The following is a 26,988-nucleotide window of genomic DNA, read 5'->3' on the forward strand; positions in this document are numbered from 1 at the left end:
AAATAAACAAAAAAAGCACCTGCGGGTGCTTTTTTATTGGGGCTTATTTACTGGTAGTCATTTAGCCACAAACGCTTCAATCATTGGAACCTATAGGGTTTACTATGGTCTATGAAAGAAAGACCGGTTAACTGGCTTTTCTGATCAAGTAGCGATAGGGCGCACTATCCACTTCTTTGACAATGAGTTCATGTTCCATAAATTCACAAAAACTTGGAATGTCGCGAGTCGTTGACGGGTCATCTGCAATAACTAATAGTGTTTCACCGGCTTGTATTTTACGGATATTTAAGCGCACCATCATCACCGGCTCTGGGCAGCGAAGGCCTATAGCATCGAGTGTATGATTGGCAAAATGGCCGTTGATAGCGTCGGAATCTGTCATAATTTAATCATTGAGAAGCATGTTGTTTGGCGTATTTTAATCGTTATCAATATAAATGCACCAATGAAACGGTTTTTTATTGAGTTTAGCCGGTTAAAGTTACAAATTTATCTACCTTGTTAATTAGATTTGAACTAACCTTGTGATGTTTCGTTGACCCAACGTTTGAGTAGTATATTGTGTGTCTGTTGTATGAAATCAATGAGTAATTATTTTCCCCGGTTCTTGGCGGTATCACTCGCCATTCTGTTTACGGCAAACACTGAAGTCTGTGCCGCGACCTTTTCTGCTGAAACTAAAATGCAAAAGCAGCGCAAGATATATGCGTCGCTAATTAAGAAAAGTTACCAATTTGATTCCCAATCCTACCGAAAAGCATTGCAGCAGCTTGATGGTTATCCATTACAACCTTATTTTGTCCGCAATCAATTGCGCAAAAACCTTTCTCTAAGAAATGAAAAACACATTGCCAAATTTCTCGACCAATATAAAAGTAGCCCATTAGACTGGACGCTGCGTCGTTCCTGGTTAAGTTACCTGGCAAAGCAGGGAGAGGGAGAAAAGTTCATTGAATATTTTCGCTCAACCAGTGATGTGGCATTAACCTGTCAATTCTATCGATTTCAGTTACAACAGGGGGTCAGTAAAGACCAGGTGTTAGCCAATGTTGAAGAGTTATGGTTAACGGGTCGATCGCAACCCAAAGCTTGTGACCCACTATTTAAAGTGTGGAAGCAAAATGACTACCGTACCGATGAATTGATCTGGCAGCGCATATTATTGGCGGAGCGTGCATCTCAACCTAAGCTCTCTGCATACTTGCAAAGACAATTAAGTGCCGAGCAAAAGTACTTAATAGACAAATTCCAGCAAGTGAAGCGTGACCCATTAATGATCGAGGATATGGGAGATTTGAGCCAACGAAACACTCAGGAAGGCGATGTGATTAGCTACGCTCTGACGCGTTTGGTTTGGAATGATGAACTGAAAACCTTAGAAATATTTAACCGAGCCGATGAACAGAATCGGTTAACTGAAGCTCAGCGTAAAAATATATTGGATCCACTGGTGACAGCTTTGGCGCGTTCCGAGCATCAGCAGGCCGGACTTTGGTATGCAAATCTAGACCGCCAATACATACACGATGGCGCCCTGCAATGGCGCATTGCATATTTGCTACGCAGTAAAAACTATCAAGGCATCATCGACGAAATAGAGTTACTCAGAGCCGATATTCAAACCAAGAATCAGTGGCAATACTGGCGCGCCCGCAGCCTGCACGAACTAGATCGTAAAGGGGAGGCGCGTATTATTTTTCGGGAACTGGCCAAGAAGCGAAGCTATTATGGGTTTTTAGCGGCGGTTCGCTTAGGCAATTCCAGTCAGATCAATCACCAGCCTTTGGTTGTTGATGAAAGTGACAAAAGTGCATTAATGAACGATGAGCCAGGTCAAAGAGCGCTGGAACTGTTTCGCCTCGACCAATATATTCTTGCCAGGCGTGAATGGTATTATTGGATGCGGGACCTGAATGAACAGGACAAATTGATTGCCGCTCGTATTGCCTATGAGCAGGGGTGGTACGATAGAAGCATCTATTCGCTGTCACAGCTTGGGAGCTTGAATGATATCGAAATTCGTTTTCCCATGCCCTTTGCGAGTGTCTTTGAACAAGCAGCGCAACAATACGAAGTGGATGAATCCTGGGCCTATGCCATCGCTCGCAAAGAAAGCCTATTTATGAGCGATGCCGCATCCCATGCAGGAGCATTTGGGCTAATGCAGGTTAGGCCAATGACGGCTAATTTTTTACGGCGCCCGGATACCGGTTTTAATCAATGGCAATTGATGGATGTTGATACTAATGTCGATATCGGATTTAACTATCTCAATTACCTTATGGAAAGATTCGATCAGAACTTATTACTTGCTACGGCTGCATACAATGCCGGCCCAGAAAAAGTCGTGCGCTGGATTGAAGATAATGAATCATTACCGGCAGATGTCTGGGTTGAATCAATACCGTATCGAGAAACTCGTAACTACGTGAAAAGTGTCTTGGCGTATACGGAAATTTATCGCCATCGTCAGGAAAAAACCACCAACCCTTTTCTACAATTAATACTGCAAACTATCGAATAAGCCGAGTCTAAAGAAACGTTGCGGATTGTCAGCAGGATGAACTGCTATAGGGCTATGCAGTCTGATGGAAGGGTTAGCAAACGGGTTTAACTGTATTCGCAAGCTATGCTAACATCTGCCACGCATTTAACCGTGATGCATTGAGAATTAAAAGGATAACTACCCTATGTCATTTGCCAGTTTATACCCTAAGCACATCGAAGAGCTGCAACAGCGAAGTGCAACGATTTTACAGCGTCAGGATGCCGCTTCATTAGTGATACATTCTGGCTACCCTGGTCGTATATTTTTAGATGACATGAATTATCCATTCAAGTGCAATCCGCACTTTAAACATTGGCTACCGATCACCGATACACCCAACTGTTGGCTAATCGTCACTGCAGATGCGAAGCCGGTATTGGTATTCTATCAACCGACCGATTTTTGGCACAAAGTGACTCCGCTTGCGGATGATTTTTGGAATGCTAGCTTCGATATTAAGGTGATTAGCAAACCCGATGAAGTAAAATCGATGCTGCCCAGTGACCTGACTTCGTCAATCTATATTGGCGCCCATGAAGACTTGGCAAAAGAGTGTGGGTTTAAACAAATCAATACTCAAACGGTTTTGGATTACTTACATTACCATCGTGCTTATAAAACCGAATATGAATTGTTGTGTTTGCGTGGTGCGAATAAACTTGCAGTTGCAGGGCATACCGCCGCAAGAGATTGCTTTTATCAGCAAGGGTCTGAATTTGACATTCAATTGGCATACCTCAAAGCAACGGGTCATGGCGAAAATGATGTGCCCTATGGCAATATAATTGCATTAAATGAAAACGCAGCCATCTTGCACTACACGGTGTTAGAAAAGCAAAAACCACAGCAACATCATTCATTTTTAATTGATGCCGGGGCAAGCTTTCATGGCTATGCCGCAGATATCACCCGAACCTACGCATTTTCTCAAAATAAATTTGCAGAATTGATCGCGGCGATGGATGTGATGCAAAAGCAGTTAGTCGAAGGTCTGAGACCAGGTAAAAGCTATGTCGATTTGCATATTGAAAATCACCGTTTATTAGCCAACTTGCTTGTCGAATTTGATTTTGTCCGTTTGCCTGCTGAACAGGTCTTTGAACAAGGTGTTACGCGTTACTTTTATCCCCACGGTTTAGGTCATCACCTTGGTTTACAGGTTCATGATATGGGAGGGTTCATGAGTGATGAACTTGGCAACACCGTTGCTGCTCCTAAAGAACATCCATTTTTGCGCACAACTCGTAAGATAGAGAGTAAGCAAGTGTTTACTATTGAGCCGGGGCTTTATTTTATTGATGAGTTTTTAACTCAGTTGGCGTCGACCGAGTTTAATTCTGCCATTAACTGGGGGTTAATTGACGAATTGAAGAAGTTTGGTGGAATTCGGATTGAAGATAATATTATCGTCGATGACCATGGTATTGAAAATATGACGCGAGATCTTGGCCTTGCATAACGGTTGACGTTTAATGATCGATTTGGTGGAGGCTTGCTTCCACCAAATCCCCTTAGTATTCATGCCTGCTGTTATTATGCTTTTCATCTCCTAAGGCACCAATAAATTGACTCAACGCATTCAACAACCATACCGGGTTCCCAAAGATACCATTGAACACAGCATCGAAGTGAACAAGAGCCATTTCATCTGTACCCTTGCTCGTTGCCAATCAAGTGACGCGTGTAAATCCTTTATCTCTTCTATTCGAGATAAATACCCAGATGCGTCGCATCACTGTGTGGCATTTGTTTATGATCGTCCGGATAACAGCCAAAGTTATGGTTTTAGTGATGATGGTGAGCCAAGTGGTACCGCAGGTCGTCCAATGCTGGCTGTGCTTCAGGGGGCTGAAATCGGCGAGATTTGCGCAGTCGTTACCCGCTATTTTGGTGGGACTAAACTCGGCACTGGGGGATTGCAACGAGCGTATGGTGGCAGTGTGCGCGAAGCATTACTGCATCTACAGACGGATTTGATTGTACCAAGTACTGAAATCGGGCTGTTTTGTGGTTATCAACAATTTAATGATATTGAGCATTGCTTGAAACGGCAATCCGGACATATTGTCACTCAAGAGTTTCTTGAACAAATTAAACTCACCGTTTCCCTGCCTATGGATAAGTTGCAACGATTTAAAGACGAAGTGATCCAGCTAACCAGCGGTCAAATTCAATTTGCAGACGAATAACAAAACAATTCTCCTTCTCCTTCTTTCCATTTCCCAAGGTTAGGCATACAATCACTTTACAAGCTTGCTAAGTGATTGCCCCATAAGAAAAACAATTAAGCCATGCAGTATTTAAACATAATTCGAATTCTCGGCCTGCTGGTAACCATTCTAAGCGTTACCATGCTGCCACCGGCATTGGTTTCTCTGATCTACCGAGATGGTGGTGGTGTTGCTTTTTTAATGGCATTTATTTTGTGTTTGATCACGGGCTTCTCTTTTTGGTATCCAAACAGAAATCAAAAGGGAGAACTTAGAGCCCGGGAAGGGTTTTTAATCGTAGTGCTATTCTGGACCGTATTAGCGAGCTTCTCCGCAGTGCCGTTAATGCTGTTGGATAACCCGTCATTAAGCATTACCGATTCATTTTTCGAGGCTTTCTCAGGCCTAACCACCACAGGTGCAACCATAATCACCCACATTGACGGGCTTCCCCACGCGGTATTGTTTTATCGCCAGCAATTGCAATGGTTAGGCGGGATGGGGATCATTGTTTTGGCGGTCGCGGTACTGCCTATGCTTGGTGTTGGTGGTATGCAGTTATATCGTGCTGAAACGCCAGGGCCGGTAAAAGATTCTAAAATGACCCCCAGGATAGCCGATACGGCAAAGCATTTATGGTATATCTACTTGAGTCTGACGGTTCTGTGCGCATTGGCATATTGGTTGGCGGGTATGGGGCCATTTGATGCAATTGCCCATTCTTTTTCAACCATCGCGATCGGCGGGTTCTCCACCCATGACGCTAGCATCGGCTATTTTAATAATCCGATGATTAACCTGGTGTGCGTTTTCTTTTTAATTGTTGCGGGCATTAACTTTGCGTTGCACTTTGCCGCATTTCAGAGCAAAAGTATACGCACCTATATATTCGATCCCGAATTCAAAACCTTCATTTCGATACAGGTTATTTTAACGCTTATATGTTTTGTGGTGCTTATCGCATCTGGCTTTAGCGATAGTTATGAAAGTGCTTTTGACGATGCGTTATTTCAGGCAGTTTCGATCAGTACCACCGCGGGATTTGCGACAACGAATTTCTCTGAATGGCCAACCTTATTGCCACTAATGCTAATTTTCGCCAGTTTTATCGGCGGCTGTGCCGGCAGTACTGGCGGAGGAATGAAAGTTGTCCGGGTGATTCTTTTGTATTTACAGGGGATTCGTGAGTTAAGTCGATTAATACACCCGAAAGCGATAATTAATATTAAATTGGGGCGCAAAGCCTTGCCCGATAGGGTGGTTGATGCAATTTGGGGGTTCTTTAGTGCTTATGCGGCGATATTTACCATATGTATGTTGCTGTTAATTGCTTCGGGTATCGATGAATTTACCGCATTCACCGCAGTCGCAGCCTGTCTGAATAACTTAGGTCCAGGGCTAGGTGAAGTGGCGGCGAATTTTGCCAGCATTAATGACTTTTCAAAATGGGTACTGATTCTCGCCATGTTATTTGGCCGATTGGAAATATTTACTTTACTCGTCCTGTTCCTGCCATCTTTCTGGCGCGACTAGCCTAATATGGGCGGCGTTAAAAGAAGATAGCGCTTACCGCAAACAGTTTTTCCACCTGATGAATGTATTTTTTGTCGACCAAAAACAGGATGACGTGATCGTCTGATTGGATAACCGTCGTTGAATGAGCAATCAATACTTCATCCCCACGAACAATAGCGCCAATGGTTGTACCCGGTGGTAATTTTATATCCTGTATTTCCCGGCCAACCACTTTGGAGGATTGCTCATCGCCATGGGCGACCGCCTCGATAGCTTCAGCGGCTCCACGACGTAAACTATAAACATTGACGATATCGCCTTTGCGCACATGGGTTAACAGCGCCGAAATTGTAGCTTGTTGTGGTGAAACGGCGATGTCCAGCTCACTACCGTGAATCAGATCATGATAAGCGCCCCGTTGTACCAATACGATGGTTTTTCTGGCGCCAAGCTTTTTCGCCAGCAGCGCAGACATTATATTGGCTTCATCATCATTGGTAACGGCGATAAACACATCCATTTGATCGATGTGTTCTTCCAGTAATAATTCAGTATCAGAAGAGTCGCCGACAAAGACTAAGGTTTGATCCAGTTCATTGGCAATCAATTCCGCCCGTTTGGGGTTGCGCTCGATAATTTTTACTTGGTGATTACTTTCCAGCATCCGAGCCAATCCCGCCCCAATGTGGCCACCCCCGGCAATCATGATACGTTTGTAAGCAGATTCGAGTTTTTGTAATTCACTCATTACCGCTCGAATATGTTTGGTTGCCGCCAGGAAAAATACTTCATCATCGGCTTCGATCACCGTTGTTCCCAATGGGCGAACGGGTCTTCCGTTGCGATAGATTGCCGCTACCCGGGTATCAATATTCGGAATGTGATCGCGAATTGTGGAAAGGGCATGACCGACTAATAGGCCACCATAGTAAGCTTTAATGCCCACCAATGAAATTTTGCCACCAGCAAACTCCCGTACTTGCAAGGCACCAGGGTAGTTAATGAGGCGGGCGATGTCTTTGGTAACCAGTTGTTCCGGGGCGATGATATGATCAACCGGGATGTCCTGATTATGGAATAGTTTTTTCTTATATTTAAGGATTTGCTCGGAACGGATCCTGGCAATTTTGGTTGGCGTATTAAAGACGGTAAAGGCAATTTGACAGGCTAACATGTTGGTCGCATCGTCACTGGTAACGGCAATCAGCATATCCGCGTCTTCGGCACCAGCTTTGGCAAGGACATCGGGATGACTACCGTGACCGGTAACAACCTGGAGATCCATTTTATCTTGTAACTCGCGTAATTTATCAGTGTTCAAATCTACCAAGGTGATATCGTTTTGTTCACCCACGAGATTTTCAGCGAGTGTACCGCCAACCTGACCCGCACCGAGTATGATAATCTTCATCGTCTTAACTTATTCTTTTTATTTAAGCTTTCTTGCCTAGTTTGGCATAATAAAAGCCATCCTTCGAGTCCTGTCCGGGCAATATTTGCCAATCCAGAGAATCAGTTACACCAAGAGGCAACCACTGGGCATCATTATTGGTTGCCACAAACCGTTCGACTTGCTGACGATTTTCCTGTGGCAGAATGGAGCAGGTCGCATAAATCATCGTACCGCCAGGCTTTAAGGTCGACCAAACTGCCGCCAAAATACGCTGTTGTAATACCACCAATTGCTCGATGTCAGATGCACGGCGTAACCATTTAATATCCGGGTGTTTACGAATGACTCCGGTACCTGAGCATGGCGCATCCAATAATATACGGTCAAACGGTTGGCCATCCCACCAGGCATTAGTGTCACTCGCATCGGCACATACGATATCAGCGTCCAGTTGTAATCGGGTCAGGTTTTCTTCTACCCGTGTTAAACGATGTTGTTCCACATCCAAAGCAATAACTTTATTGGCATCCGGTGTCAGCTCGAGAATGTGGCAGGTTTTGCCGCCTGGGGCTGCACAGGCATCCAGGATGCGCATCCCGGCTTGCGCTTCAACAAACACTGCTGCGTGCTGAGCAGCACCGTCTTGAACCGAGACCATGCCATGTTCAAACCCAGGCAGGGTCGTGACATCTCTTGGGCCCGTCAAACGAATCGCTTGTGAATGTGCATCTTGATAAGCAATTTCAATTTCTGCATCGTGCAGTAAGCCAATATATTTATCTACAGTTATCTTTTGTTGGTTAACACGCAACCACATTGGAGGGCGTTCCATATTGGCGGCGACAATTTGTTGCCAGTCTTGAGGGTAGGCATTCTGCAATTTTGTTAGTAACCAGCCAGGGTGGCTGTACTTAACTGGGTCGCTGGCATTGGCAAAAAGAGCTTCATCGCTTTCATCTTCGCTACGCTGAACATTTCTTAATACCGCATTAACCAGGCCTTTCATGTGGCGACCTTTCAAACGATCACAACCCGCAACGGTTTCGCTGATGGTGGCGTGGTCAGGAATACGAGTGTGGCGTAATTGATAAATACCGACCAGTATCAAAAAATGAAATACTCGTTGCTTACCGGTAAGCGGTTTGGTAATAAATTGCCGTGCCTGATGCTCAAGTTGAGGTAAAAAACGCAGTACTCCGTAGCAAATTTCCTGTAATAACCCTTTATCTTTTGGGTTTTCCAACCTGCTTTGGGCTGCCGGAAGCTCATCTGCGAGAGAGCGGCCCTTATCGACAACCTGAAACAATACTTTTGCGGACAACGCGCGCAAATTCAAAGGCTTTTGCTGCCCAGTTTTTTTGACGGGAGAGTTGCTCATTTAATCGTGTCCACAAATAGGGGTGCCAGCCATAAACCATTCGCTGCGACCATTTAAAATATCGGCAACCGCCATCGGTTTTTTACCTGGTGCCTGCAATCGCGTCAAACGTAACGCGTTGTTGCCACACTGGACGATAATGCCTGCTTTATCGGCACTTAAAATGGTACCCGGAGCCTTGCTGCTATCGCCTGTAACCACATCGGCTTGCCAGACTTTGATTCTCTGTAATTGTTGCTTTTCATCAATGAGGTGTATTTGTGCAAAAGGCCAGGGTTGATAGGCGCGTATTTTACGTTCTAGAATTTCGGCGGAAATTTGCCAGTCGAGAATCGCTTCGTCTTTGTTTAGTTTATGGGCATAATTTGCTAATTGATCGTCCTGCGGCTCGGCTTGCGCCTGACCGTCGGACATTAAATTAAGAGTCTGGACCAAAGCATCGGGACCGAGTAGGGCTAATTTTTCATATAAGCTACTGCTGGTTTCATCGACCGAAATATCGCAACAGGCCTTGGATATCATCGCTCCGGTATCTAAACCTTCATCCATTTGCATGATGGTAACACCGGTTTGCGCATCTCCGGCTTCAACGGCGCGCTGAATAGGAGCGGCACCACGCCAGCGTGGTAATAGTGAACCATGGACATTAACACAGCCTAAGCGTGGAGTGTCGAGAATAACTTTAGGTAATAATAATCCGTAAGCCACCACCACCATAACATCCGCGTGATAACTCGCTAATGTGTTTTGGTCGCTAGGATCTTTGAAGTTTTTCGGTTGTTCAACCGCTATGTCATGAGCTAAAGCCAATTGCTTGACCGCGCAAGGCGTTAGTTTTTTACCGCGACCTGCGGGTTTATCCTCTGGGCAATATACAGCAACGATTTCATGTGTGGAGTCAATTAGCCCTTGCAAGTGACGGGCGGCAAAATCCGGTGTACCGGCAAAAATAATCTTTAATGGAGAAGGCAAGGTTCTATCCAGCAGTTATATTGAGAATGAGTTTAGCTTGCACGCATTTGCGCGCGGGCTTCTTTTTCTAATTTAGTTTTGATGCGCTGACGTTTAAGTGGCGACAAATAATCAACAAACAGCACACCTTGTAGGTGATCCAGTTCATGCTGAATGCAAATTGCCATCAATTCGGTTGCATCGAGAGAAAACTTTTCGCCATTTTTATCTAACGCATTGACCGTAACTTCGGTATGGCGCTCTACTTTTGCGTAGCACCCAGGTACCGACAGACAACCTTCTTCATTAATCATGATTTCTTCATTGCGATCAACAATTTCGGGGTTAATTAAGACGATGGGGTCGGCACGATCTTCACTGACATCCATTACCACAATACGTTGATGGATATTTACCTGGGTGGCCGCCAGACCCACACCATTCTCATCGTACATGGTTTCAAACATGTCTTCGATAATTTTACGAGTTTCATCAGTTACTTCGGCTACCGGCTCGGCAACGGTTCTTAATCGTTCGTCCGGAAATCTTAATACATTTAAAATTGTCATGATGCTAAATACGGATCGTTATGTTTTCGGTTGGTTTAATTGGGCTAATTCTAGCCTTTTTCTCATTAAAAAGATATTTCTAAAGGTTTGCTGAAGATTCACCCTAACCGGTGTTTTCACGAGCTACGATAGGGTTCAATACTAAATTTCCAGACAACTGGGGGATTTGTATCGTCGCGGACTTATTGCGAGTAGTTCACGAGAGGAAATTGACAGCTTTGAAGCGCTTAACAGGCAACAGGCTCTAGTCATTTGCTTGATACAGTGATATGTTTATTAAGCCTTTATTTCCCTATGGAGATAGGCATATATACCAGTTCGCGTAAGTATGTGAGCGTTCAGTAAGAGATTAAAATGCTTCAGCTACGCTGGTTAAACCGGTTGTGGGTGATGTATTGCCTGTTTGGCGAGCCATATTGGGCGTTTTGACCGCTTGTTTGAGGGATACCTCTAATGGATTTCTCGAACCTCATATATCTAAATGAGTTGGTATTTTCTTGGCATAGTAATGTAGCCAGTAACTTGTAGGGGAACTTTGTAAGTCTGCTTGCTGCGTTTGCTTAAAATGGAACCAACTAAATGCTAAAAAAAATACTAATAACCACTTTCTGCATTCTGACCTCCGCTATGGTTTTCGCAGATCAACTCAGTATACGAGATGATGCCCCGAAAACGTATGTGGTTGTAAAAGGGGATACTCTTTGGGATATTTCAGCAATGTATCTGGAAGAGCCTTGGTTATGGCCTAAATTATGGCGTTGGAACCCGGAAATTAATAACCCCCACTTAATTTACCCGGGCGATATCCTGCGATTGGCTTTTGATGAAGATGGACAGCCGATTCTGGTGAAAGATGATTCTGAATCCAGCGGTAAGCCTGAATACAAATGGTCGCCACAAATTCGCAAAAAAATGAAGGATGGAAATCCTATCACTATCCTGCCTCTTGAAGAGCTTGCTCCATTGCTTAACTATTCTAATATCCTGACCAAGGATATGCTGGCGGATGCTGCGGTTGTTTTGGGCGCAGATGAGAAGTACAAATCCCATGTGGAAGGCGCTATCTTGTATGCCAAAGGCGATTTGCAAGCGGGTAAAAGCTACGCGATTTATAAGAAAGGTGAAGCGATACTGGATCCGGTGACACATGAACATTTAGGTCACTATGCGATTTTAGCCGGAACCGCAAAAGGTTTACGCGACGGGAATACAGCCAATCGAATCCCTGCATCGTTAATGTTGGATGGATCTCGCCGTGAAATTCGTGCCGGCGATGTTATTCTTGAAGTGAATGATGAACAGTTATTGCCAGCGTTTTATCAAATGCGTTTAGCGGAAGGTAAAGATGTCCAGGCATTGTTTATCAATAATGCGAATAACGCCCGAGAATTTGGAAAGTTAGAAATTGTACTGTTAAATAAAGGCGAGAATGCCAATATTTTACCCGGCGAAATCTACGCAATTCATCGGCAGAGTCCTGCTGTGATTGATACCGAAGAAGGGCCCATTTACGCAGAAGATGCATCTCGTTGGTATCGTCTGACGAAAGACGATGAATCAGAAGATCATTATAAGATGCCAGTAGAAAATATTGGCCAGCTGATGGTTTTCAAAGTTCAGGAAAAAACCAGCTTTGCTGTCGTATTGGCAACCACCAAACCAATACGGCTTTCCGATAAGGTGACTGCCCCTTAAGCAGTTAATAAAAGGGCCTCTGGGCCCTTTTTTATTTTTGGCGCTTCCCTAAACAATAAACGAAAGTTGAGAAGGGTTATGGCCGAAAGCATACTGCATTGGCTAGCACTACTAAAACTTACTGGCATTCGCCATACAAACAAACTGAAATTGCTTAATCAGTATTCGCCTTTGCAATTGTTTCAATTGCAAAAGAATGACCTCATTGCTCTGGGTCTATCTGCCCACCAGGCTGCAGGTTTTAATCAAAAATTGATAGAAGACAGTCAGTCTTTGCTTGCGCAGTGCAGGGCATTGAACATTCATTGTATTGATTTGCACCACCCGGGCTACCCATCATTATTAAGAGAAATCAGTGACCCGCCGCTATTATTGTTTGTCAAAGGGGATCCTGCTTGCCTGCAGCAGGATCAGTTAGCCATTGTCGGCCCCAGGATGGCAACGTTCAGTGCAGTAGATATCGCCGAGGAATTCTCGTACGGATTATCGGAACGTGGACTAACCATCACTTCCGGGCTCGCGCTTGGTATTGATAGTGCCGCACATCGCGGTGCATTAAATCAATCTGGGAAAACCATTGCGGTGGTTGCCACAGGGCTGGATCAGGTTTATCCACGCCATAATCACGACTTAGCTGAGCGGATATTGACGAGCGGCGGTGCGATTGTTTCGGAATATGTGCCGGGGACGCCACCTCGGGCAGGTCACTTTCCAAGGCGAAACCGTATTATTACCGGAATGAGTTTAGGGACTTTAGTGGTGGAAGCCGCATTGAAAAGTGGTAGCCTGATTTCTGCCCGCCTGGCGATGGAACAAAACCGCGAAGTCTTCGCGATTCCAGGTTCAATTTACAATGCCAATGCAAAGGGGTGCCATCAACTGATTAAGCAAGGCGCACATTTGGTTGAATGTGTGCAGGATGTTAGTTCTGAATTAGTGCGGTTAACAGCAAATTTACAAGCCCCGAAAAAACCTAAAAAAATCAAAAAAATCGAATCACAAGGCTTGTTTCTGGATCCATTGTTAGCTAGTGTGGACTATGAAGCAACGCCCGCAGATGTAGTTGCTTCCCGTTGTAAACTTCCTGTAGAAGAAGTGTTAACCCGGCTTACCATTCTGGAGCTAAGAGGGCTGGTTGTTGCGGTACCAGGTGGCTTCCTAAAACAAAAATAGGGGATAGTTATGTTCGATATTCTTATGTACCTTTTTGAGAACTATATTCATAGTGAAGCCGAGGTAATGGTCGATCATGATGTCCTGACCGATGAATTGACGCGTGCTGGATTCCATCAGGATGAAATCTATAAAGCGCTTTCATGGTTAGAGAAACTCGCCAATCTACAAAATACCGATGCATATAACTTTTTAACTAAACGTCCACAACAATCCGTTCGCATCTATACGCCACAGGAAACCCGTTTTCTGGATACCGAATGTCGCGGCTTTTTGATATTCCTTGAAAATGTTAATGTCCTGGATTTTGCTACCCGGGAAATGGTGATCGACCGCGTACTTGAGCTGGATACCAAAGATTTCAATATTGATGATTTGAAATGGGTGGTGTTGATGGTGCTGTTTAATGTGCCAGGAAAAGAGTCAGCTTATTCGCAAATGGAAGATCTCATTTTTGATGAATGCGAAGGTCCGTTGCACTAGCGCTATTGAATTTTTCTGGGTGCAACCAGCAATAGAAAAATTTAACCAAAAACAAGCTCATTCGAAAAAGACCATAAAGATAAGCTGCTCATGGTATAAACGCCGGACGTAAAGTTTGGCGTGCAAACTTTCTGTGTCATAATAGAGCCCTCATTTCATCTTTGGGGTGCGTTAGCATGTCAAAAACCGATAAATCATTGTTCTCTTTGCATGAGCATGCGCTACAAAAGGCCAATGAAACTTGTCCGGTATGTGACGCGCCATTGCAAATCAAGCATTCAAAAGCCGGAAGCTTTTGGGGCTGTAGCCAATATCCTCAGTGTGATTACACCCGCCCGGTAAAAGAAGCTTCGCAATTTGAAGAGCAAGTTATCGCTGGCAGTGAGTGCCCTAAATGTGGCCAAACCCTGGCGGTGAAGCAGGGGCGTTATGGCATGTTTATCGGTTGCTCAAATTTTCCCGCTTGTGATCATATTGAACACGAACAGGAACAAATCCTCGACGTACAATGCCCGAATTGCAAAAAAGGGCATTTACAGGAAAAGAACAGTCGCTTTGGTAAAACTTTTTATGCCTGCGATACATACCCGACATGCAAGTTTGCGGTTAACCATTCTCCGGTAGCCGGCGTCTGTTCTGCATGTGACTATCCATTACTGATTAAGCGAAACATGGCTGCGGGCGAGAAGCTCCAGTGTGCCAATAAAAAGTGCGGAAAGTTTCAGTAACCAACATTTGTTTTAAATAATCGCCAATTTTCAGCTGTTTATCTGACGCTTAACTACACTTGAAAGAGTGTTTTTGGCGGATAATTCCATCATAAGGGTTAACAGATGAAGCGATTCCTTTCATATTTGCTCACAACGGTACTTTTTGTCCCATTTGGCTTAATGGCGTTAGCAGAAGAATTTTCTCTTGATAATGCCAATCTTGACCAGCGTATGACCTATCACCGCTCTGTGGACGCGGTTGTTTGGGCCATGCCTTTAATGAATTTTAAGTTCTATCGGGATGCGCTTGCTGACGCCGGGGTATCTGCCAACGATGTCGGCTATTTCTCTAAGCTTCAGGACTGGCGCTTTCAGACCGCGACCCCTAATAACACGACGCCATACATCATGACCTATTGGAATCTCGAAGATGGTCCCATTGTTATTGAAATGCCTCCGGCAACTGAAGGTATCGGTATTTTCGGTACCATTATGGACGCCTGGCAGCGCCCCTTGGATGATGTGGGTGCTAAGGGCCGAGACGCTGGGCGAGGCGCTAAATATCTGATGGTTCCTCCCGGTTACGATGGCCCCTTACTGACGAATGCTTTGGTTTATACCCAGGAAACCAATTTTGGCTTTGCGGTTTTACGACCAATCATGGCTGGTGGTGCAACCGATGAGAACCTGAAAAAGGCAGTTGATTTAACTCAAGACATAAATATCTATCCGTTAAAAGATATCGATAATCCACCTAAATCCAAATATGTCGATCTTTATGGTAAGTCATTAGAAATGACACCGAAACTGGATCAGGACATTTATCGCCATATCCATGAAATGATCAATCAGGAAGTGGTCTTAGAGCGAGACAAAGCTATGATGGGCTTGTTAGCGCGAATCGGAATACGTCGTGATAGCAACTTTTCTCCCGATGAAGAACTGCAAAGCATTCAGGCAAAAGCAGCGCCTGAAGCTCTAGAATATATGATTGAGCAATACCACCGCGTGCTTAATCCATTTGTCTTTGAAGGGAAAAAGTGGTCGGCATTAGTACCAAATGGCTCAAGGGAAACTGAATGGAGTTACGAATATCCGTCATATTACGATTATCACGCCAGAGGTGCTTTGTATTACGCAATCATCACCAGTGTGAAAAATTATGGTAGCGCCACATATTACCTGGACTTGGCAGAGACTGCTGATGGCCAGTGGCTGGATGGTGGTAAAAACTATCAATTAACCGTTCCCGCAAACGTTCCTGTTCGTGATTTTTGGGCAGTGACTACTTACGATTTGGAAACAGCCTCGTATCTTCGCGATATTGAAAAAAGCAGTATAGATTCGACCATGCAGGATGTGACAAAAAATTCAGATGGTTCAGTCACCATCTACTTCGGCCCTGAAGTAGAAAAAGATAAAGAGACTAACTGGCTGCGTACCGACCCTGACCGGCGCTTCTTTTTGCTGGGTCGATTCTATGGCCCTGAACCAGCACTGTTGGACGGTAGTTTTGAATTGAATAATATTGAGCTAAGACGTTAGTAAATAGGGCGTTTTTCAGTCCATATAACGTCATGCTCTTTGGCTCTTGATTATCACCGATTAAGTTGAGGGAGGATTATAACTTATTGAATAAATGTTGTTTTTCGATAAGATACTTACTTGTTTTGTCTGCCTAAGTGGTCAACAGGTAAGGGGCTATGACCGAAAAATTTCATGATAAGGCCAAGGATGTATCGCATCTGTACGTTGCCGATAAATCACTACTTATCGGCGCAATTTGTTCGCATTAACCGTCGTCCTTTGTTTGGTTGAGCTTATTCTATATGAACAATCGCATTGGATGAGGTAGGGAAACCAAGATTGAACATTACTAAGTTACAAAGCGCAGTGTGCGCTCTCCTGCTTCCATTGTTGATCTCGGGCTGCGTCAGTAATGATGAGCCCCAAGACAGCCCATTGGCTATAACAGCACCACCGGTGAAGGTTGAAACCTCGGAACTTGCTGAAACCGCCAAAACCCTCGAGGTTTATGTCAATAATCCCAATGATATGGTCAATAATGAGAGTGAGGAAACTCAATACCGTCTACCACCAGGGCAAAATGGTGGGGCGGCCATGTTTATTACTGGTACCGATCCATTAATTGGTAAGCAGGTCTGTAAAAATAATGTCGTGGTCAAATATCGGGTACCGGATAATAGTGGTTATAAAGCGTTTCATTCCTCGATTGTACAGGTACAGGGTGTGGTACGGGGAGTAACGACCTCAGGCGAGGACCTACGTATTTCGATAACCGGGTGGTATACCCTGGATTCAACATTGAGAGGTTGGCGTCCCTATTTGGAAGCACCGCCTTTAACTGAAAAATACACCTTGCGTCAGGGAAATGACATTGTCGATGAGCGCGCGGGTTGGAATCCTTGCGTTATTGAACAGCCCAACTTGCAGTCGTAGATATGGGTAAATGAATAGACAATAAAAAAGCGCAGGAAGGCGCTTTTTCTGTTTTAGCTAAGTCCGCTAATATAGGTTTTAACACCTGGAAAGTCTTGCTCCGGCAGTATCTCTGTAATTTTTGCCAATCGTGCTAACAACTCGGCTTTGTCTGCACCACTTACATTGATATGGCCCATTTTACGACCTGGGCGTTTACTTTTACCATACCAGTGCAGCTGTGTGGCTGTAACAGACAGGATTTCATCGGGAACCGTATCGGCGCCGAGAATGTTAATCATTGCTGTTGGCCGTACTAGTTCAGTGCTGCCCACAGGTAATCCGCTAACGGCGCGAATATGATTCGCAAATTGACAGGTGTCCGCTCCTTGTTGAGTCCAGTGACCTGAGTTATGAACCCGTGGCGCAATCTCATTAACCAATAATTTGTCACCAACCTGGAAGAACTCAATCGCTAAAACGCCAACATAGTCTAATGCATTGGCAACTTTCGCAAACGCATCGGCAGCTTGTTGCTGCAGACCTTGATGTTCGCCAGTAGCTAGTGAAACACTAAGAACGCCATTGCTGTGATGATTCTCCGTTAAAGGATATGCGAAAGTATTACCGTGAATATCACGGACACCAACCATGGAAACTTCGCGATCAAACGGGATCATTTTTTCCGCGATGATTCCCTGAGGAACACGGCCTTTAGCTTGCTCTAGAAATGCAGCAATATCGTCCCAAATCCGATCAACATCGCTGTCTGCTTTGATACGCCATTGGCCTTTGCCATCATAGCCTTCTAAGGCACTTTTGAGTACCAACGGAACCTTAAGCGTTTCAATCGCTTCTAACAAATCGTCTTTGCTTTCAATCACACGATACGGGGCATTGGCTACATCGGCTTTATCCAACAATGCTTTTTCCAGACGACGATCGCCTCCGGTTTTAATGGCTTGACTGGTAGGGCGGAGTTTTCCTGATGCTTCACACACTGATAATGTCTGGTGGTCAATGTGCTCAAACTCTGCGGTGATCACATCGGCAAATTCAATACCTTGAGCCAAATCGCCAAAAGTTAATTGCGGCGCCAATGGATCAACAACAGTTTTGCTGCCAACATCATATGCGCGAATCGCGATATTTAACGGTTTGCTCGCCAGAGCCATCATTCGGGCCAGCTGGCCAGCCCCTAACACTAACACATTCATCAGCGATTAAGGCTCCTGTGGATCTGGATTATCGAGTATGGTCTGGGTTTGATTACGACGAAACTCTTCGATCGCTTTCATCACAGTTTCATCATGAGTGGCAAGAATTTGCGCCGCTAATAAACCGGCATTCGCTGCACCAGCTGTACCGATAGCTAACGTTCCAACGGCAATGCCTTTTGGCATTTGCACGATAGACAGCAATGAATCCTGACCGGAAAGGGCTTTTGATTGCACCGGAACACCAAGGACAGGGAGCGGCGTAAATGCAGCTGTCATCCCGGGTAAATGCGCAGCACCACCGGCACCGGCAATAATGACTTTTATGCCGCGATCTTTTGCCGCTTCTGAATATTCAGCAAGCAAGTGGGGAGTGCGGTGTGCAGAAACCACTTTGGTTTCATAACTTACATTTAAAGAATCCAGCATTTCTGCTGCATGTTTCATTGTCGGCCAATCAGATTTTGACCCCATGATAATGCCCACTTTCATGTTACGCGCCTATTCATTAATCGAGTAAAAAATTAGGAAGCCCGCGCTTAACAAGCTCGAGCCGATAAAAATAAGCGGCAATTATACCTGTGTTTATCTAAATCCCAAAACGTTCACCACAGGGAATTGGTTAAGGACTATGAATTTGTTGCAAAAAGATGACACAAAATTTGTTTGTTGGCCTCGACACTTGTTAAAATTGTTTGTGATGAGTAATTGACTTGGAATGAGAGTGACTGAATTAACGGCTGCAGAGGTGTTTGCACAAGGTGGGATTATCGCGTACCCGACGGAAGCGGTGTTTGGCCTGGGGTGCGATCCTGACAATAATCAAGCGATTGAGAATCTTCTGGCATTGAAACAACGGCCAAAGGAAAAAGGCTTGATACTTCTCGCTGGAAATTACTCGCAGTTACTGCCTTATGTGGATGATGGCGCTATTCCTCAGGATAAACGCTTTAGCGTGTTATCCCGCTGGCCTGATGGCATTACCCAAGTGTTTCCTGCAAAGCCCGGTTTATCTGACTATTTGACCGGTAGCTTCTCATCAATTGCGATACGCGTAACCAGTCAGCCCGATGTGGTGGCGTTGTGCCAGGCAACGGGTAAACCAATCGTATCTACCAGCGCCAACCTTACTGGTCATGCACCAGCTCAATGTTGGCAAGATGTCGAGCAAGCGCTCGGAGCACAGGTAGATTTTATTATTAAAGGTAATACGTTGGGCCATACTAAGCCATCCACGATTATCGATGCGTTAACCGGAGAGACATTTCGCCAATGAGTCAGGTAGATATTCAGCCCGTCGTTGATTTTTTAAAACAACTTCAAGATCATATTTGTCAGCAGTTGGAACAAGCCGATGGTAAAGGTAAATTCATTGAAGATGAATGGCAGCGTCAGGAAGGCGGCGGTGGTCGTACGCGCGTGATGACTGATGGGGCCGTGATCGAACAAGGTGGCGTTAATTACTCCATGGTCAGCGGTAATAAATTACCGCCTTCTGCAACGGCTCATCGCCCGGAACTTGCGGGGCGTACCTGGCGCGCCTGTGGTGTGTCTTTGGTCATTCACCCGCACAATCCCTTTATTCCAACCTCGCACGCTAATGTGCGCTTTTTTGTTGCCGAAAAAGAAGGCGAAGTACCGGTTTGGTGGTTCGGTGGTGGTTTTGATCTGACACCCTTTTATCCGTTTGACGAGGATGTCAAACATTGGCATCAGGTTGCTCACGACTTATGCGCGCCATTTGGTAACGACGTATATGAGAAGCATAAGCGCTGGTGCGACGATTATTTTTATCTCAAACATCGCAATGAAACCCGAGGTGTCGGTGGTTTGTTTTTTGATGATCTCAATGAGTGGGACTTCCAACAATGCTTCTCCTACATCAAGGCTGTTGGCCAAGGGTTTATCGATGCCTATGTGCCAATTATTGAACGCCGTAAGGATCACTGTTTTGATGATTCTCACCGTCAATTCCAGCTGTACCGACGTGGCCGCTATGTAGAATTTAATCTCGTATTCGATCGTGGCACACTCTTTGGGCTGCAAAGTGGTGGTCGTACTGAATCCATCTTAATGTCGATGCCACCTTTGGCTCGCTGGCAATACAATTATCAACCACAACTGGATTCGCCGGAAAGCAGGTTAGCGTCATATTTAACGCCAAGAGATTGGCTAAAAGAGCTTACTTAGTCTGGCAGTATTGACTGGGCTTTGTTGTTGCAATTAGGTGCAGACGGTATTTTTTTGTATAGGGAAACTGAGCCAGCAACGTATCGTCTGCGCTTATCGCTAATTGGACATCTTTGCTTTCAATAAATAGCCATAACGCAGGGTTTTTGTTTTCAAATGTGGTGCAGTTTACCGCCGTTATTAAATGCGTTTCATCGTAAAAATAGAGCCCGTGGGAAAGCTTGTGGTCGCCATAGATGCTGATCCTTTGCTCTATTCCTGATGTTTTGCTGCGCCATTCCATATCATTGCGGATTTGATTGATTTGTATCAGCATTGCTTCGATATTGCGGTATTTTTCCAGGCTCTGCTGTCGATATGGCAGGCTATAACTGATATCCACTAATCGTATGCAGATAACCAGCACCATTGAAAAAATGGCGAAGGATTTGGCTTGTTCGATTGTGTTTGGCAAAAGGCGTTGTCTGGTTTTCCGAATCAGCAAAAACATAACAATAACCGACACCGCAATCAGGCCTAAGTTACTTTGCGTGGATACGCCAGCCATGGTAACCAGCACTGCACAGCCAATAATGATGGCACTATAAAATATCAGAGGAATCGTTCTGCTTAATCCTTTGAGATAAATTCGAGCCCAGTCTCTTTTTTCCTGTTGTGATTTCAGTTCGATTGTTTGTCCTGCATCCAAAAGCATAGTGGCTAGCAGTAATGCGGGAATAAACATTGGTAAGAAATAACGTACATTGCTGTCGCCGATAAGCATGATAGGGACTAGATTGCTGAAGGTGGCAATCAGGCAAAAATAATACAAATGGCCATAGTGAGTCTGTAGATACTGGCGATACGTTTGAATGAACAGCAATGGCAATAACAGGCTTGCAGGAAGCAGAGCAACTGCAACCATAAATGGATAGCTGAAAACACTTGTCAGGTAATTAACATTGTTACCTTGGTGTTGACGGGCGGCGACTTCTGCCTGATTGAGTTCAATCGATGCATTCAGGCCAAATTGGATGAGCATCGGCAGCCACCATATTGCGGCACACAATAGGGGAATAAATAACGCCGTAAAAAATTCAGCCTTGTTAATCGAGCGCCATTGTTTTGAATAAACAAGAAAGCCTAAAATGGTTAGGAAATAGCACAATAACGCGGCTTCCCGCTTACATAGATAGGCCAGCCCGATTAGCATCATAGAAACAATCCAGGCTCGTTTAGATTGTTGTTTTTGCCAAAAATAAAACCAGCTGAATAATGACAAGTTAACCAGCACGGTAAAAACGGTATCCAACTCCGCCGAGGTTGCTTTTCGTGTTAATTCCGGTGTAAATAAAACCATTAACAGCAACCAGACCTGCAAACGGTAATGAAAATACTGGCGAGTAAATAGCCACAGCAAAATGGTTAGTGCCAATGTTGATAAGAGTGAAGGCAGGCGGGCGGTAAGCTCGGTGATTTGCCCGTCAGTGAAAATACTCGATAAGATGATTGACCAATTAAATAGTGGTGGTTTAGCCCAATACGCCTGTTGGTTAATTGTTGGAGTAAGCCAGGTGGCATTTTCCATCATTTCCCGGGCTACCAGAGCTCTGCGAGTTTCTTCATGATACAGCCAAATGGTGTCTATGCCCGGAAGGTAAAGCGCAACTATCAAGGCTAGGCACAAAGTTGTAATTAAAAATGCCGAGGTTCGCTTTAACAATTCTGGTGTCATCAACATTCCATTATCCATGACTATTTCTGTTGAATAAAGGGATTAACGTGCAGCTGGTTTTGTTCTTTTCGGTACAACCAGATACTTAACAAAAGGCTAATGCAGAGTAATACACCACTAAGCAGTAATTGCCATTTAGATTGTAGGTTAATGCCACTGCCGCTCAGGCTGAATATAATCATCTGTGGCAAGTAACCTAGGCATGAGGCGCTGAAAAAGGCGAGTTTGTTAACTTGGCTAATGCCAGCGGCAAGGTTGGTAAGTAAATTACTGCCAACTGGAAAGAGTCTGATAATCAGCGTCTTATAGAATACATCGCTGGCGAGAAATGCACTTAATCGCTGGATTAATCTGTATTTGTTTGCAAGTTGGAAATGCTTTGATAGTTTTGTCGCGAAACTGTAGCAAAGCATGCAACCGAGCAATGTTGATGCGGTTGCGAGTAATGTCCCATACCAAAATCCCAGGCTATAGCCAGCGACAAAGGCGATGACCTGACGAGGAAAACCAAGCATGGTGCTGAGCGCAGCCATCGCGATGAAAGCGAATTGCATGCTCAGTGATGATGGCGCGAGTTCACGCCAAAATGATTCGGTAAACCAATCGGCAAAAATGTATTTTTGAAGTAATAAAGCCACACTCAAAAATACAATAAAGCTAAGCACCGTTTTTAACAGGTGCTTTTTAACGCTTGCGGGAACGTTATGACTCATGATTTGTTTCAATGACTTCGGCTCGTTTGTATCGACGAATCAACCAGATCACTCCAAACAAGTCGATCAGCCCCACAAAAGCGCGATTACTAAACGAATAATTTGATTTGCCGGACAAGCGTTCGCGGTGATTAACCTCGACCACTTCAATATGCCCACCCCGGCGCTTTATTAAGGCGGGTAAAAATCGGTGCATATGGTCGAAATAGGGCAGTGACATAAATGTTTCTTTGGAAAACACTTTTAAGCCGCATCCGGTATCTGGTGTTTCATCATTGAGTAACGCTTGGCGAATACTGTTCGCAACTTTAGATTGCCAACGTTTCCAGGCGCTGTCACCAGAGCGGTTTTTACGATAGCCGGCAATACAAAAATGGCTGTGATGTGGTTGGTTTAATGCAGCGTCGATCAGTTTGGGTAAATCTGCGGGGTCATTCTGACCATCGGCATCCAAGGTTGCTATAAGGGTTCCGCGGCTACTTGTAACACCATTAAATACCGCAGTGCTTTGGCCTACGCTATTTTTATGGCGGATAATTCGCAGGTTTGATTGATTATTTTGAATCTCAAATAGCCGTTGCGAGGTATCGTCTTCACTGCCATCGTCAACATACACGATTTCGTATTGATAATTTCCAGATAATGCCTGGTTGATTTCACGGATTAGAGGGGCAATGTTGTGCTGTTCATTTTTTGCCGGTACCACGACAGAAATATCGATGCTCATACTTGTTTTAGTATTTCTTCAATCAAGCCTCAGAAAATCACCCTAATGTTCACTAATTTTGACACTGTGAGCAAAAAGGAATTCTGATAGTTAAATAGAACCTAACTATAGACAATGATTAAATATTTGCTGTTTTTCACCAGCATTCTCACCGGGGTTTGATGTAAATCAATAAGCACCCTATTGGGGATCGACTAAACTTCAGGTGCTGGTCGAATGTGTACAAAGGCTTCAGTCAAACATACTCGAAAGTCAGGTATATAAAGAGATCAGTTATTTTTTGTTTTGTTCTCTGAGGGAGAGAAGTATGAAAAAACAAATATTAACTCTGGTAATAACGGCGGCCCTTTCTGTGGGTGCAGTCAATGCCAACGAAGCTGGTGACTGGGTGATCAGAGCCGGTGCGACGAATGTCGATCCCGATAATGGCAATTCTGGTGTTTTTGTCGACGCGTTAGGCGGGGATACACCATTATCCTTGTCCGTTGAAGATGATACTCAGTTAGGCCTTAACTTTGCTTATTTTTTCAGCTCGAATTGGGCGGTGGAGTTGCTGGCGGCAACGCCATTTAATCATGATGTCATCATCAATGACTCTACGGGCATTGCTCCGGGTATTTTTGGTGTTCCGGTAGATGGCGCCACTCTTGCTGAAGTCCAGCATTTACCACCGACGCTGAGTGTTCTGTACTACTTTACAACCAATGGTAGCTTCCAGCCTTACTTAGGACTTGGTTTAAACTACACCACATTTTTTGAAGAGAAGTTTAAATCAGATCCCGATGCACTTGGGTTTAATGATCTTGAACTGGACGATTCTTGGGGCTATTCCGCTCAGGTAGGTCTGGATTTCTATTTTACCGATAATTGGTTAGTGAATGCATCTGCGAGATACATTGATATCGAATCCGATGCGAGCTTCAAAATAGGCGAAATTCCAGGTTCATCGAGTGTCGAAATTGACCCTATGGTTTACTCGCTCATGCTTGGTTATAAGTTTTAACGTTTAATTAATAGCCAACTCGAATAAAAGCAGCGTTACTAGCGCTGCTTTTTTCATTCCATTATTTACTACGATTCGATAGGATTACGGCATAGTTTTAGTACAAGGAATGCTATGAGCCCCCGTCAATTTTGTGTGTTTGGTAATCCAATCAAACAATCACGCTCACCCTGGATACACCAACAATTTGCTAATCAACTCGGAGTAGAGATTGAATATGAGGCTACATTGGCGCCATGTGATGGATTTGAGCGGAACTTAAAATCCTTTATTGCCGATGGTGGCTCCGGTGCAAACGTTACCGCTCCTTTTAAAGAAGAAGCTTGGCGGTTATGTGATCAACTTTCTGATATTGCCAAGGATAGTGGCGCGGTTAATACCATATATATAAGTGGTGACCACTTATATGGTGATAATACCGATGGTTTCGGTCTGGTGGCAGACCTTCATAGGCAAGGCGCAACATTAACCAATGCTAACATATTATTATTAGGCGCTGGTGGGGCTGCACGCGGTGTGATCCCTGCGTTATTGAAGGAGAATCCCGCGACATTGACTATCGCCAATAGAACAGCATCGAAGGCAAACCACTTAAAAGCGCATTTTGGTGATTCTCAAATTCAATCCTGCGGATTTGACGAGTTAAACGATGCTAACTTCGATTTAATTATCAATGCAACATCGGCAGGTTTATCGCAACAAAGGCCCAATGTGCCATCGACAATAATTAACCAACATACGATTTGTTACGATATGGTCTACCAGGCCACGCCTACAGGATTTATGCAATGGTGTTCACAGCATGGTGCAGCACTATGTATTGATGGTTTGGGGATGCTAGTCGGTCAGGCGGCAAAAAGCTTTTCTATATGGTTTGGGAAAATGCCTCAAATTGAGCCTGTTATTGTTGAACTAAGAGAAATGCTTAGTAAGGGCAGTTAGATGAACCAGTCACTAATCTTTAATGATGATTTTAAACTATCCGGTGATTTATCCACAATTACATTTAGTGGGATGGCGTCGGGTCGACAGATTAACGTGGTGGTGACATTTGTCAATCAACCCAGCCCTACATCGCATCAAGTGACCCAGGCACTAAAACTCGATTTGGAAGCATTAGTTGAAGATTGGACTGAAGACAACGATCTCGATGAGATTACCGAGATCCAATTGCGATATTGATATAGAACTTAAGCGGATTATCTTTTATTTTTTACTGCTCCGCTAAATACTCATCTTTTAAATGCACATAGTTATCGGCTGATTGTTTTAAAAATTCGATTTCGACATCTTTTAGTGGCCTTGCTTGTTTCATTGGGTTGCCCACATAAAGGTAACCCGATGCTAATACCTTGTTGGGGGGCACTAATGTACCCGCACCAATAATGACATCATCTTCTACTATTGCGCCATCCATGATGATACTGCCCATACCAACCAATATTCGATGACCTAATTGACATCCGTGCAACATAGCTTTGTGTCCAACAGTGACATCGTCACCTATAATAAGAGGATGGCCATCGGGTTTTGCTTCACTCTTACGCGTGACGTGCAATATGGTACCGTCCTGTATATTGGTTCTTTTGCCAATTCGGATAATATTTACATCACCACGGGCTGCAACCAATGGCCATACACTACTATGGTCACCAATGTTGACGTCGCCAACGATAACACTGCTTGAATCTATATAGACTTTTGCCCCCAATTCAGGCGTGACATTTTGATAGCTTCGTAGTGACGTGTTGTTTATAGACATATTAGTAATTACTCTATTTAACGATTTGACTTTAAATTTAACAAAAAAACATCAAAACGTTAAAGTTTAGTCGCTTTTATCTGTCTTTTAGGCGTTCATTTAGTGGGGCGGATTAGCTAAGTCACTGATTATTACACGAAGCCTTTAAATAGAGATGTTGATCAAAAGTTAATAGTATTGGGTAATTAAGAGCCTTTAATTACGGGGGTTGTACGGTTATTGTGCAAACGAACAGTTATTTGCAGTTTTTTAAAAAAAAGAGTTGACGGGAAACTCAAAATCTCTAAAATGCGCATCCACTTCCACGGGACATCCCAACGAAGTGTTTTGATACGATAACCACACGGGTTTAACCCGGTTATCACAACCGAAACTGGTAAATAATCGAAAACAACTTTTTCGAATTAATTATCAAAAATCGGTTGACATCAAAATCGGATAGCGTAGAATGCGCATCCTGCTTCGGGCAAGGCCTGCAGCGAATTGAAGACTAAGCGAATGTGATTTAGTTTTCGTCTCGAAAGAGACAATGTCTTTAACAATTAGTTATCAAGCAATTTGTGTGGGCACTCACGTTAAGATTGATTTTACCATT

General features: G+C 44.2%; 26 protein-coding genes. 15 read left to right on the plus strand and 11 right to left on the minus strand.

From position 1 onward, the window contains the following. Window positions 1-127: 127 nt before the first annotated feature. Window positions 128-385: a sulfurtransferase TusA gene (gene tusA / locus FE810_RS08800; protein WP_138319676.1), complete on the minus strand. Its 258-nt coding sequence runs from the start codon at window positions 383-385 to the stop codon at window positions 128-130. Between the two features lie 201 nt (window positions 386-586). Here tusA and FE810_RS08805 point away from each other — a divergent pair, with 201 nt between their 5' ends. From FE810_RS08805 to FE810_RS08820, 4 genes are all read left to right on the plus strand, one after another. Beyond that, window positions 587-2,527 carry a transglycosylase SLT domain-containing protein gene (locus FE810_RS08805; protein WP_171022314.1) on the plus strand — a complete coding sequence of 647 codons (1,941 nt, stop codon included), beginning with the start codon at window positions 587-589 and terminating at the stop codon, window positions 2,525-2,527. A 166-nt stretch (window positions 2,528-2,693) separates the two neighbouring features. Then, window positions 2,694-4,010, plus strand: a complete 1,317-nt coding sequence (pepQ, locus tag FE810_RS08810; RefSeq protein ID WP_138319678.1) for a Xaa-Pro dipeptidase — start codon at window positions 2,694-2,696, stop codon at window positions 4,008-4,010. Between the two features lie 106 nt (window positions 4,011-4,116). Continuing rightward, entirely contained in the window at window positions 4,117-4,740 is a 624-nt protein-coding gene (locus tag FE810_RS08815) for a YigZ family protein (protein WP_138319679.1), read from the plus strand. A 102-nt stretch (window positions 4,741-4,842) separates the two neighbouring features. Continuing rightward, window positions 4,843-6,294: a TrkH family potassium uptake protein gene (locus FE810_RS08820; protein ID WP_138319680.1), complete on the plus strand. Its 1,452-nt coding sequence runs from the start codon at window positions 4,843-4,845 to the stop codon at window positions 6,292-6,294. 16 nt (window positions 6,295-6,310) lie between these two features. Here FE810_RS08820 and trkA read toward each other — a convergent pair whose 3' ends face one another. The 4 genes from trkA to def are packed head-to-tail and all read right to left on the minus strand — an operon-like array spanning window position 6,311 to window position 10,567. After that, on the minus strand, window positions 6,311-7,687 hold the full coding sequence (gene trkA, locus FE810_RS08825; RefSeq protein WP_138319681.1) for a Trk system potassium transporter TrkA: 1,377 nt from the start codon (window positions 7,685-7,687) through the stop codon (window positions 6,311-6,313). Window positions 7,688-7,709: 22 nt separating this feature from the next. Beyond that, on the minus strand, window positions 7,710-9,047 hold the full coding sequence (gene rsmB, locus FE810_RS08830) for a 16S rRNA (cytosine(967)-C(5))-methyltransferase RsmB (RefSeq protein WP_212744488.1): 1,338 nt from the start codon (window positions 9,045-9,047) through the stop codon (window positions 7,710-7,712). Further along, entirely contained in the window at window positions 9,048-10,019 is a 972-nt protein-coding gene (gene fmt / locus FE810_RS08835) for a methionyl-tRNA formyltransferase (RefSeq protein ID WP_138319682.1), read from the minus strand. 32 nt (window positions 10,020-10,051) lie between these two features. Then, a complete protein-coding gene (gene def / locus FE810_RS08840; protein ID WP_138319683.1) occupies window positions 10,052-10,567 on the minus strand; it encodes a peptide deformylase in 516 nt (171 codons plus the stop codon). 579 nt (window positions 10,568-11,146) lie between these two features. On the opposite strand from def, the gene FE810_RS08845 reads away from it, so the two are divergent. From FE810_RS08845 to FE810_RS08870, 6 genes are all read left to right on the plus strand, one after another. Then, window positions 11,147-12,262: a LysM peptidoglycan-binding domain-containing protein gene (locus tag FE810_RS08845; RefSeq protein ID WP_138319684.1), complete on the plus strand. Its 1,116-nt coding sequence runs from the start codon at window positions 11,147-11,149 to the stop codon at window positions 12,260-12,262. Window positions 12,263-12,340: 78 nt separating this feature from the next. Next, the gene (gene dprA / locus FE810_RS08850; RefSeq protein ID WP_138319685.1) at window positions 12,341-13,435 is read left to right on the plus strand and encodes a DNA-processing protein DprA; all 1,095 of its coding nucleotides are present in this window, start codon (window positions 12,341-12,343) and stop codon (window positions 13,433-13,435) included. A 9-nt stretch (window positions 13,436-13,444) separates the two neighbouring features. Beyond that, window positions 13,445-13,918 carry a DUF494 family protein gene (locus tag FE810_RS08855; protein ID WP_138319686.1) on the plus strand — a complete coding sequence of 158 codons (474 nt, stop codon included), beginning with the start codon at window positions 13,445-13,447 and terminating at the stop codon, window positions 13,916-13,918. A 176-nt stretch (window positions 13,919-14,094) separates the two neighbouring features. Next, a complete protein-coding gene (locus FE810_RS08860) occupies window positions 14,095-14,646 on the plus strand; it encodes a DNA topoisomerase family protein (protein ID WP_138319687.1) in 552 nt (183 codons plus the stop codon). 105 nt (window positions 14,647-14,751) lie between these two features. After that, on the plus strand, window positions 14,752-16,173 hold the full coding sequence (locus FE810_RS08865; protein WP_138319688.1) for a DUF1214 domain-containing protein: 1,422 nt from the start codon (window positions 14,752-14,754) through the stop codon (window positions 16,171-16,173). Between the two features lie 417 nt (window positions 16,174-16,590). Continuing rightward, window positions 16,591-17,088, plus strand: a complete 498-nt coding sequence (locus FE810_RS08870; RefSeq protein WP_138319689.1) for a hypothetical protein — start codon at window positions 16,591-16,593, stop codon at window positions 17,086-17,088. A gap of 53 nt (window positions 17,089-17,141) precedes the next feature. On the opposite strand, the gene FE810_RS08875 is transcribed toward FE810_RS08870, so the two are convergent. Continuing rightward, the gene (locus FE810_RS08875; RefSeq protein WP_138319690.1) at window positions 17,142-18,284 is read right to left on the minus strand and encodes a 5-(carboxyamino)imidazole ribonucleotide synthase; all 1,143 of its coding nucleotides are present in this window, start codon (window positions 18,282-18,284) and stop codon (window positions 17,142-17,144) included. Window positions 18,285-18,290: 6 nt separating this feature from the next. Beyond that, window positions 18,291-18,776, minus strand: coding sequence for a 5-(carboxyamino)imidazole ribonucleotide mutase (gene purE, locus FE810_RS08880; protein ID WP_138319691.1), 486 nt, complete (start codon window positions 18,774-18,776; stop codon window positions 18,291-18,293). A gap of 232 nt (window positions 18,777-19,008) precedes the next feature. Here purE and tsaC point away from each other — a divergent pair, with 232 nt between their 5' ends. Then, window positions 19,009-19,560 (plus strand): L-threonylcarbamoyladenylate synthase type 1 TsaC, encoded by a 552-nt coding sequence (tsaC, locus tag FE810_RS08885; RefSeq protein ID WP_246037002.1) that lies wholly within the window; start codon window positions 19,009-19,011, stop codon window positions 19,558-19,560. Continuing rightward, a complete protein-coding gene (gene hemF, locus FE810_RS08890) occupies window positions 19,557-20,474 on the plus strand; it encodes an oxygen-dependent coproporphyrinogen oxidase (RefSeq protein ID WP_138319693.1) in 918 nt (305 codons plus the stop codon). Before tsaC ends, hemF begins: the two co-directional genes overlap by 4 nt. On the opposite strand, the gene FE810_RS08895 is transcribed toward hemF, so the two are convergent. From FE810_RS08895 to FE810_RS08905, 3 genes are read right to left on the minus strand one after another with little or no spacing between them, the layout of a single operon-like run. Then, entirely contained in the window at window positions 20,467-22,206 is a 1,740-nt protein-coding gene (locus tag FE810_RS08895; RefSeq protein ID WP_138319694.1) for an ArnT family glycosyltransferase, read from the minus strand. The genes hemF and FE810_RS08895 overlap by 8 nt on opposite strands. Before the next feature lie 2 nt (window positions 22,207-22,208). Next, window positions 22,209-22,901, minus strand: a complete 693-nt coding sequence (locus FE810_RS08900; RefSeq protein ID WP_138319695.1) for a TVP38/TMEM64 family protein — start codon at window positions 22,899-22,901, stop codon at window positions 22,209-22,211. Beyond that, a complete protein-coding gene (locus FE810_RS08905) occupies window positions 22,891-23,622 on the minus strand; it encodes a glycosyltransferase family 2 protein (RefSeq protein WP_171022316.1) in 732 nt (243 codons plus the stop codon). Before FE810_RS08905 ends, FE810_RS08900 begins: the two co-directional genes overlap by 11 nt. A gap of 313 nt (window positions 23,623-23,935) precedes the next feature. Here FE810_RS08905 and FE810_RS08910 point away from each other — a divergent pair, with 313 nt between their 5' ends. The 3 genes from FE810_RS08910 (at window position 23,936) to FE810_RS08920 (ending at window position 25,813) form a co-directional block, all read left to right on the plus strand. After that, window positions 23,936-24,631 (plus strand): OmpW/AlkL family protein, encoded by a 696-nt coding sequence (locus tag FE810_RS08910; protein ID WP_138319697.1) that lies wholly within the window; start codon window positions 23,936-23,938, stop codon window positions 24,629-24,631. Between the two features lie 114 nt (window positions 24,632-24,745). After that, window positions 24,746-25,573 (plus strand): shikimate dehydrogenase, encoded by an 828-nt coding sequence (aroE, locus tag FE810_RS08915; protein WP_138319698.1) that lies wholly within the window; start codon window positions 24,746-24,748, stop codon window positions 25,571-25,573. Next, window positions 25,574-25,813 carry a hypothetical protein gene (locus tag FE810_RS08920; RefSeq protein ID WP_138319699.1) on the plus strand — a complete coding sequence of 80 codons (240 nt, stop codon included), beginning with the start codon at window positions 25,574-25,576 and terminating at the stop codon, window positions 25,811-25,813. Between the two features lie 31 nt (window positions 25,814-25,844). Here the strand turns inward: FE810_RS08920 and FE810_RS08925 are convergent, their stop codons facing one another. Further along, window positions 25,845-26,393 (minus strand): gamma carbonic anhydrase family protein, encoded by a 549-nt coding sequence (locus FE810_RS08925; protein WP_138319700.1) that lies wholly within the window; start codon window positions 26,391-26,393, stop codon window positions 25,845-25,847. Window positions 26,394-26,988 lie beyond the last annotated feature (595 nt).

Origin of the sequence: Thalassotalea litorea, assembly GCF_005843925.1 — a bacterium.
GTDB lineage: Bacteria > Pseudomonadota > Gammaproteobacteria > Enterobacterales > Alteromonadaceae > Thalassotalea_A > Thalassotalea_A litorea_A.

Bases quoted from the DNA above. Each gene is read 5' to 3' on its own strand.
- tusA (WP_138319676.1), bottom strand. From the start codon at position 385: ATGACAGATTCCGACGCTATCAACGGCCATTTTGCCAATCATACACTC.
- FE810_RS08805 (WP_171022314.1), top strand. From the start codon at position 587: ATGAGTAATTATTTTCCCCGGTTCTTGGCGGTATCACTCGCCATTCTG.
- pepQ (WP_138319678.1), top strand. From the start codon at position 2,694: ATGTCATTTGCCAGTTTATACCCTAAGCACATCGAAGAGCTGCAACAG.
- FE810_RS08820 (WP_138319680.1), top strand. From the start codon at position 4,843: ATGCAGTATTTAAACATAATTCGAATTCTCGGCCTGCTGGTAACCATT.
- trkA (WP_138319681.1), bottom strand. From the start codon at position 7,687: ATGAAGATTATCATACTCGGTGCGGGTCAGGTTGGCGGTACACTCGCT.
- rsmB (WP_212744488.1), bottom strand. From the start codon at position 9,047: ATGAGCAACTCTCCCGTCAAAAAAACTGGGCAGCAAAAGCCTTTGAAT.
- def (WP_138319683.1), bottom strand. From the start codon at position 10,567: ATGACAATTTTAAATGTATTAAGATTTCCGGACGAACGATTAAGAACC.
- FE810_RS08845 (WP_138319684.1), top strand. From the start codon at position 11,147: ATGCTAAAAAAAATACTAATAACCACTTTCTGCATTCTGACCTCCGCT.
- dprA (WP_138319685.1), top strand. From the start codon at position 12,341: ATGGCCGAAAGCATACTGCATTGGCTAGCACTACTAAAACTTACTGGC.
- FE810_RS08855 (WP_138319686.1), top strand. From the start codon at position 13,445: ATGTTCGATATTCTTATGTACCTTTTTGAGAACTATATTCATAGTGAA.
- FE810_RS08860 (WP_138319687.1), top strand. From the start codon at position 14,095: ATGTCAAAAACCGATAAATCATTGTTCTCTTTGCATGAGCATGCGCTA.
- FE810_RS08865 (WP_138319688.1), top strand. From the start codon at position 14,752: ATGAAGCGATTCCTTTCATATTTGCTCACAACGGTACTTTTTGTCCCA.
- FE810_RS08875 (WP_138319690.1), bottom strand. From the start codon at position 18,284: ATGAATGTGTTAGTGTTAGGGGCTGGCCAGCTGGCCCGAATGATGGCT.
- purE (WP_138319691.1), bottom strand. From the start codon at position 18,776: ATGAAAGTGGGCATTATCATGGGGTCAAAATCTGATTGGCCGACAATG.
- hemF (WP_138319693.1), top strand. From the start codon at position 19,557: ATGAGTCAGGTAGATATTCAGCCCGTCGTTGATTTTTTAAAACAACTT.
- FE810_RS08895 (WP_138319694.1), bottom strand. From the start codon at position 22,206: ATGGATAATGGAATGTTGATGACACCAGAATTGTTAAAGCGAACCTCG.
- FE810_RS08900 (WP_138319695.1), bottom strand. From the start codon at position 22,901: ATGAGTCATAACGTTCCCGCAAGCGTTAAAAAGCACCTGTTAAAAACG.
- FE810_RS08910 (WP_138319697.1), top strand. From the start codon at position 23,936: ATGAAAAAACAAATATTAACTCTGGTAATAACGGCGGCCCTTTCTGTG.
- aroE (WP_138319698.1), top strand. From the start codon at position 24,746: ATGAGCCCCCGTCAATTTTGTGTGTTTGGTAATCCAATCAAACAATCA.
- FE810_RS08920 (WP_138319699.1), top strand. From the start codon at position 25,574: ATGAACCAGTCACTAATCTTTAATGATGATTTTAAACTATCCGGTGAT.
- FE810_RS08925 (WP_138319700.1), bottom strand. From the start codon at position 26,393: ATGTCTATAAACAACACGTCACTACGAAGCTATCAAAATGTCACGCCT.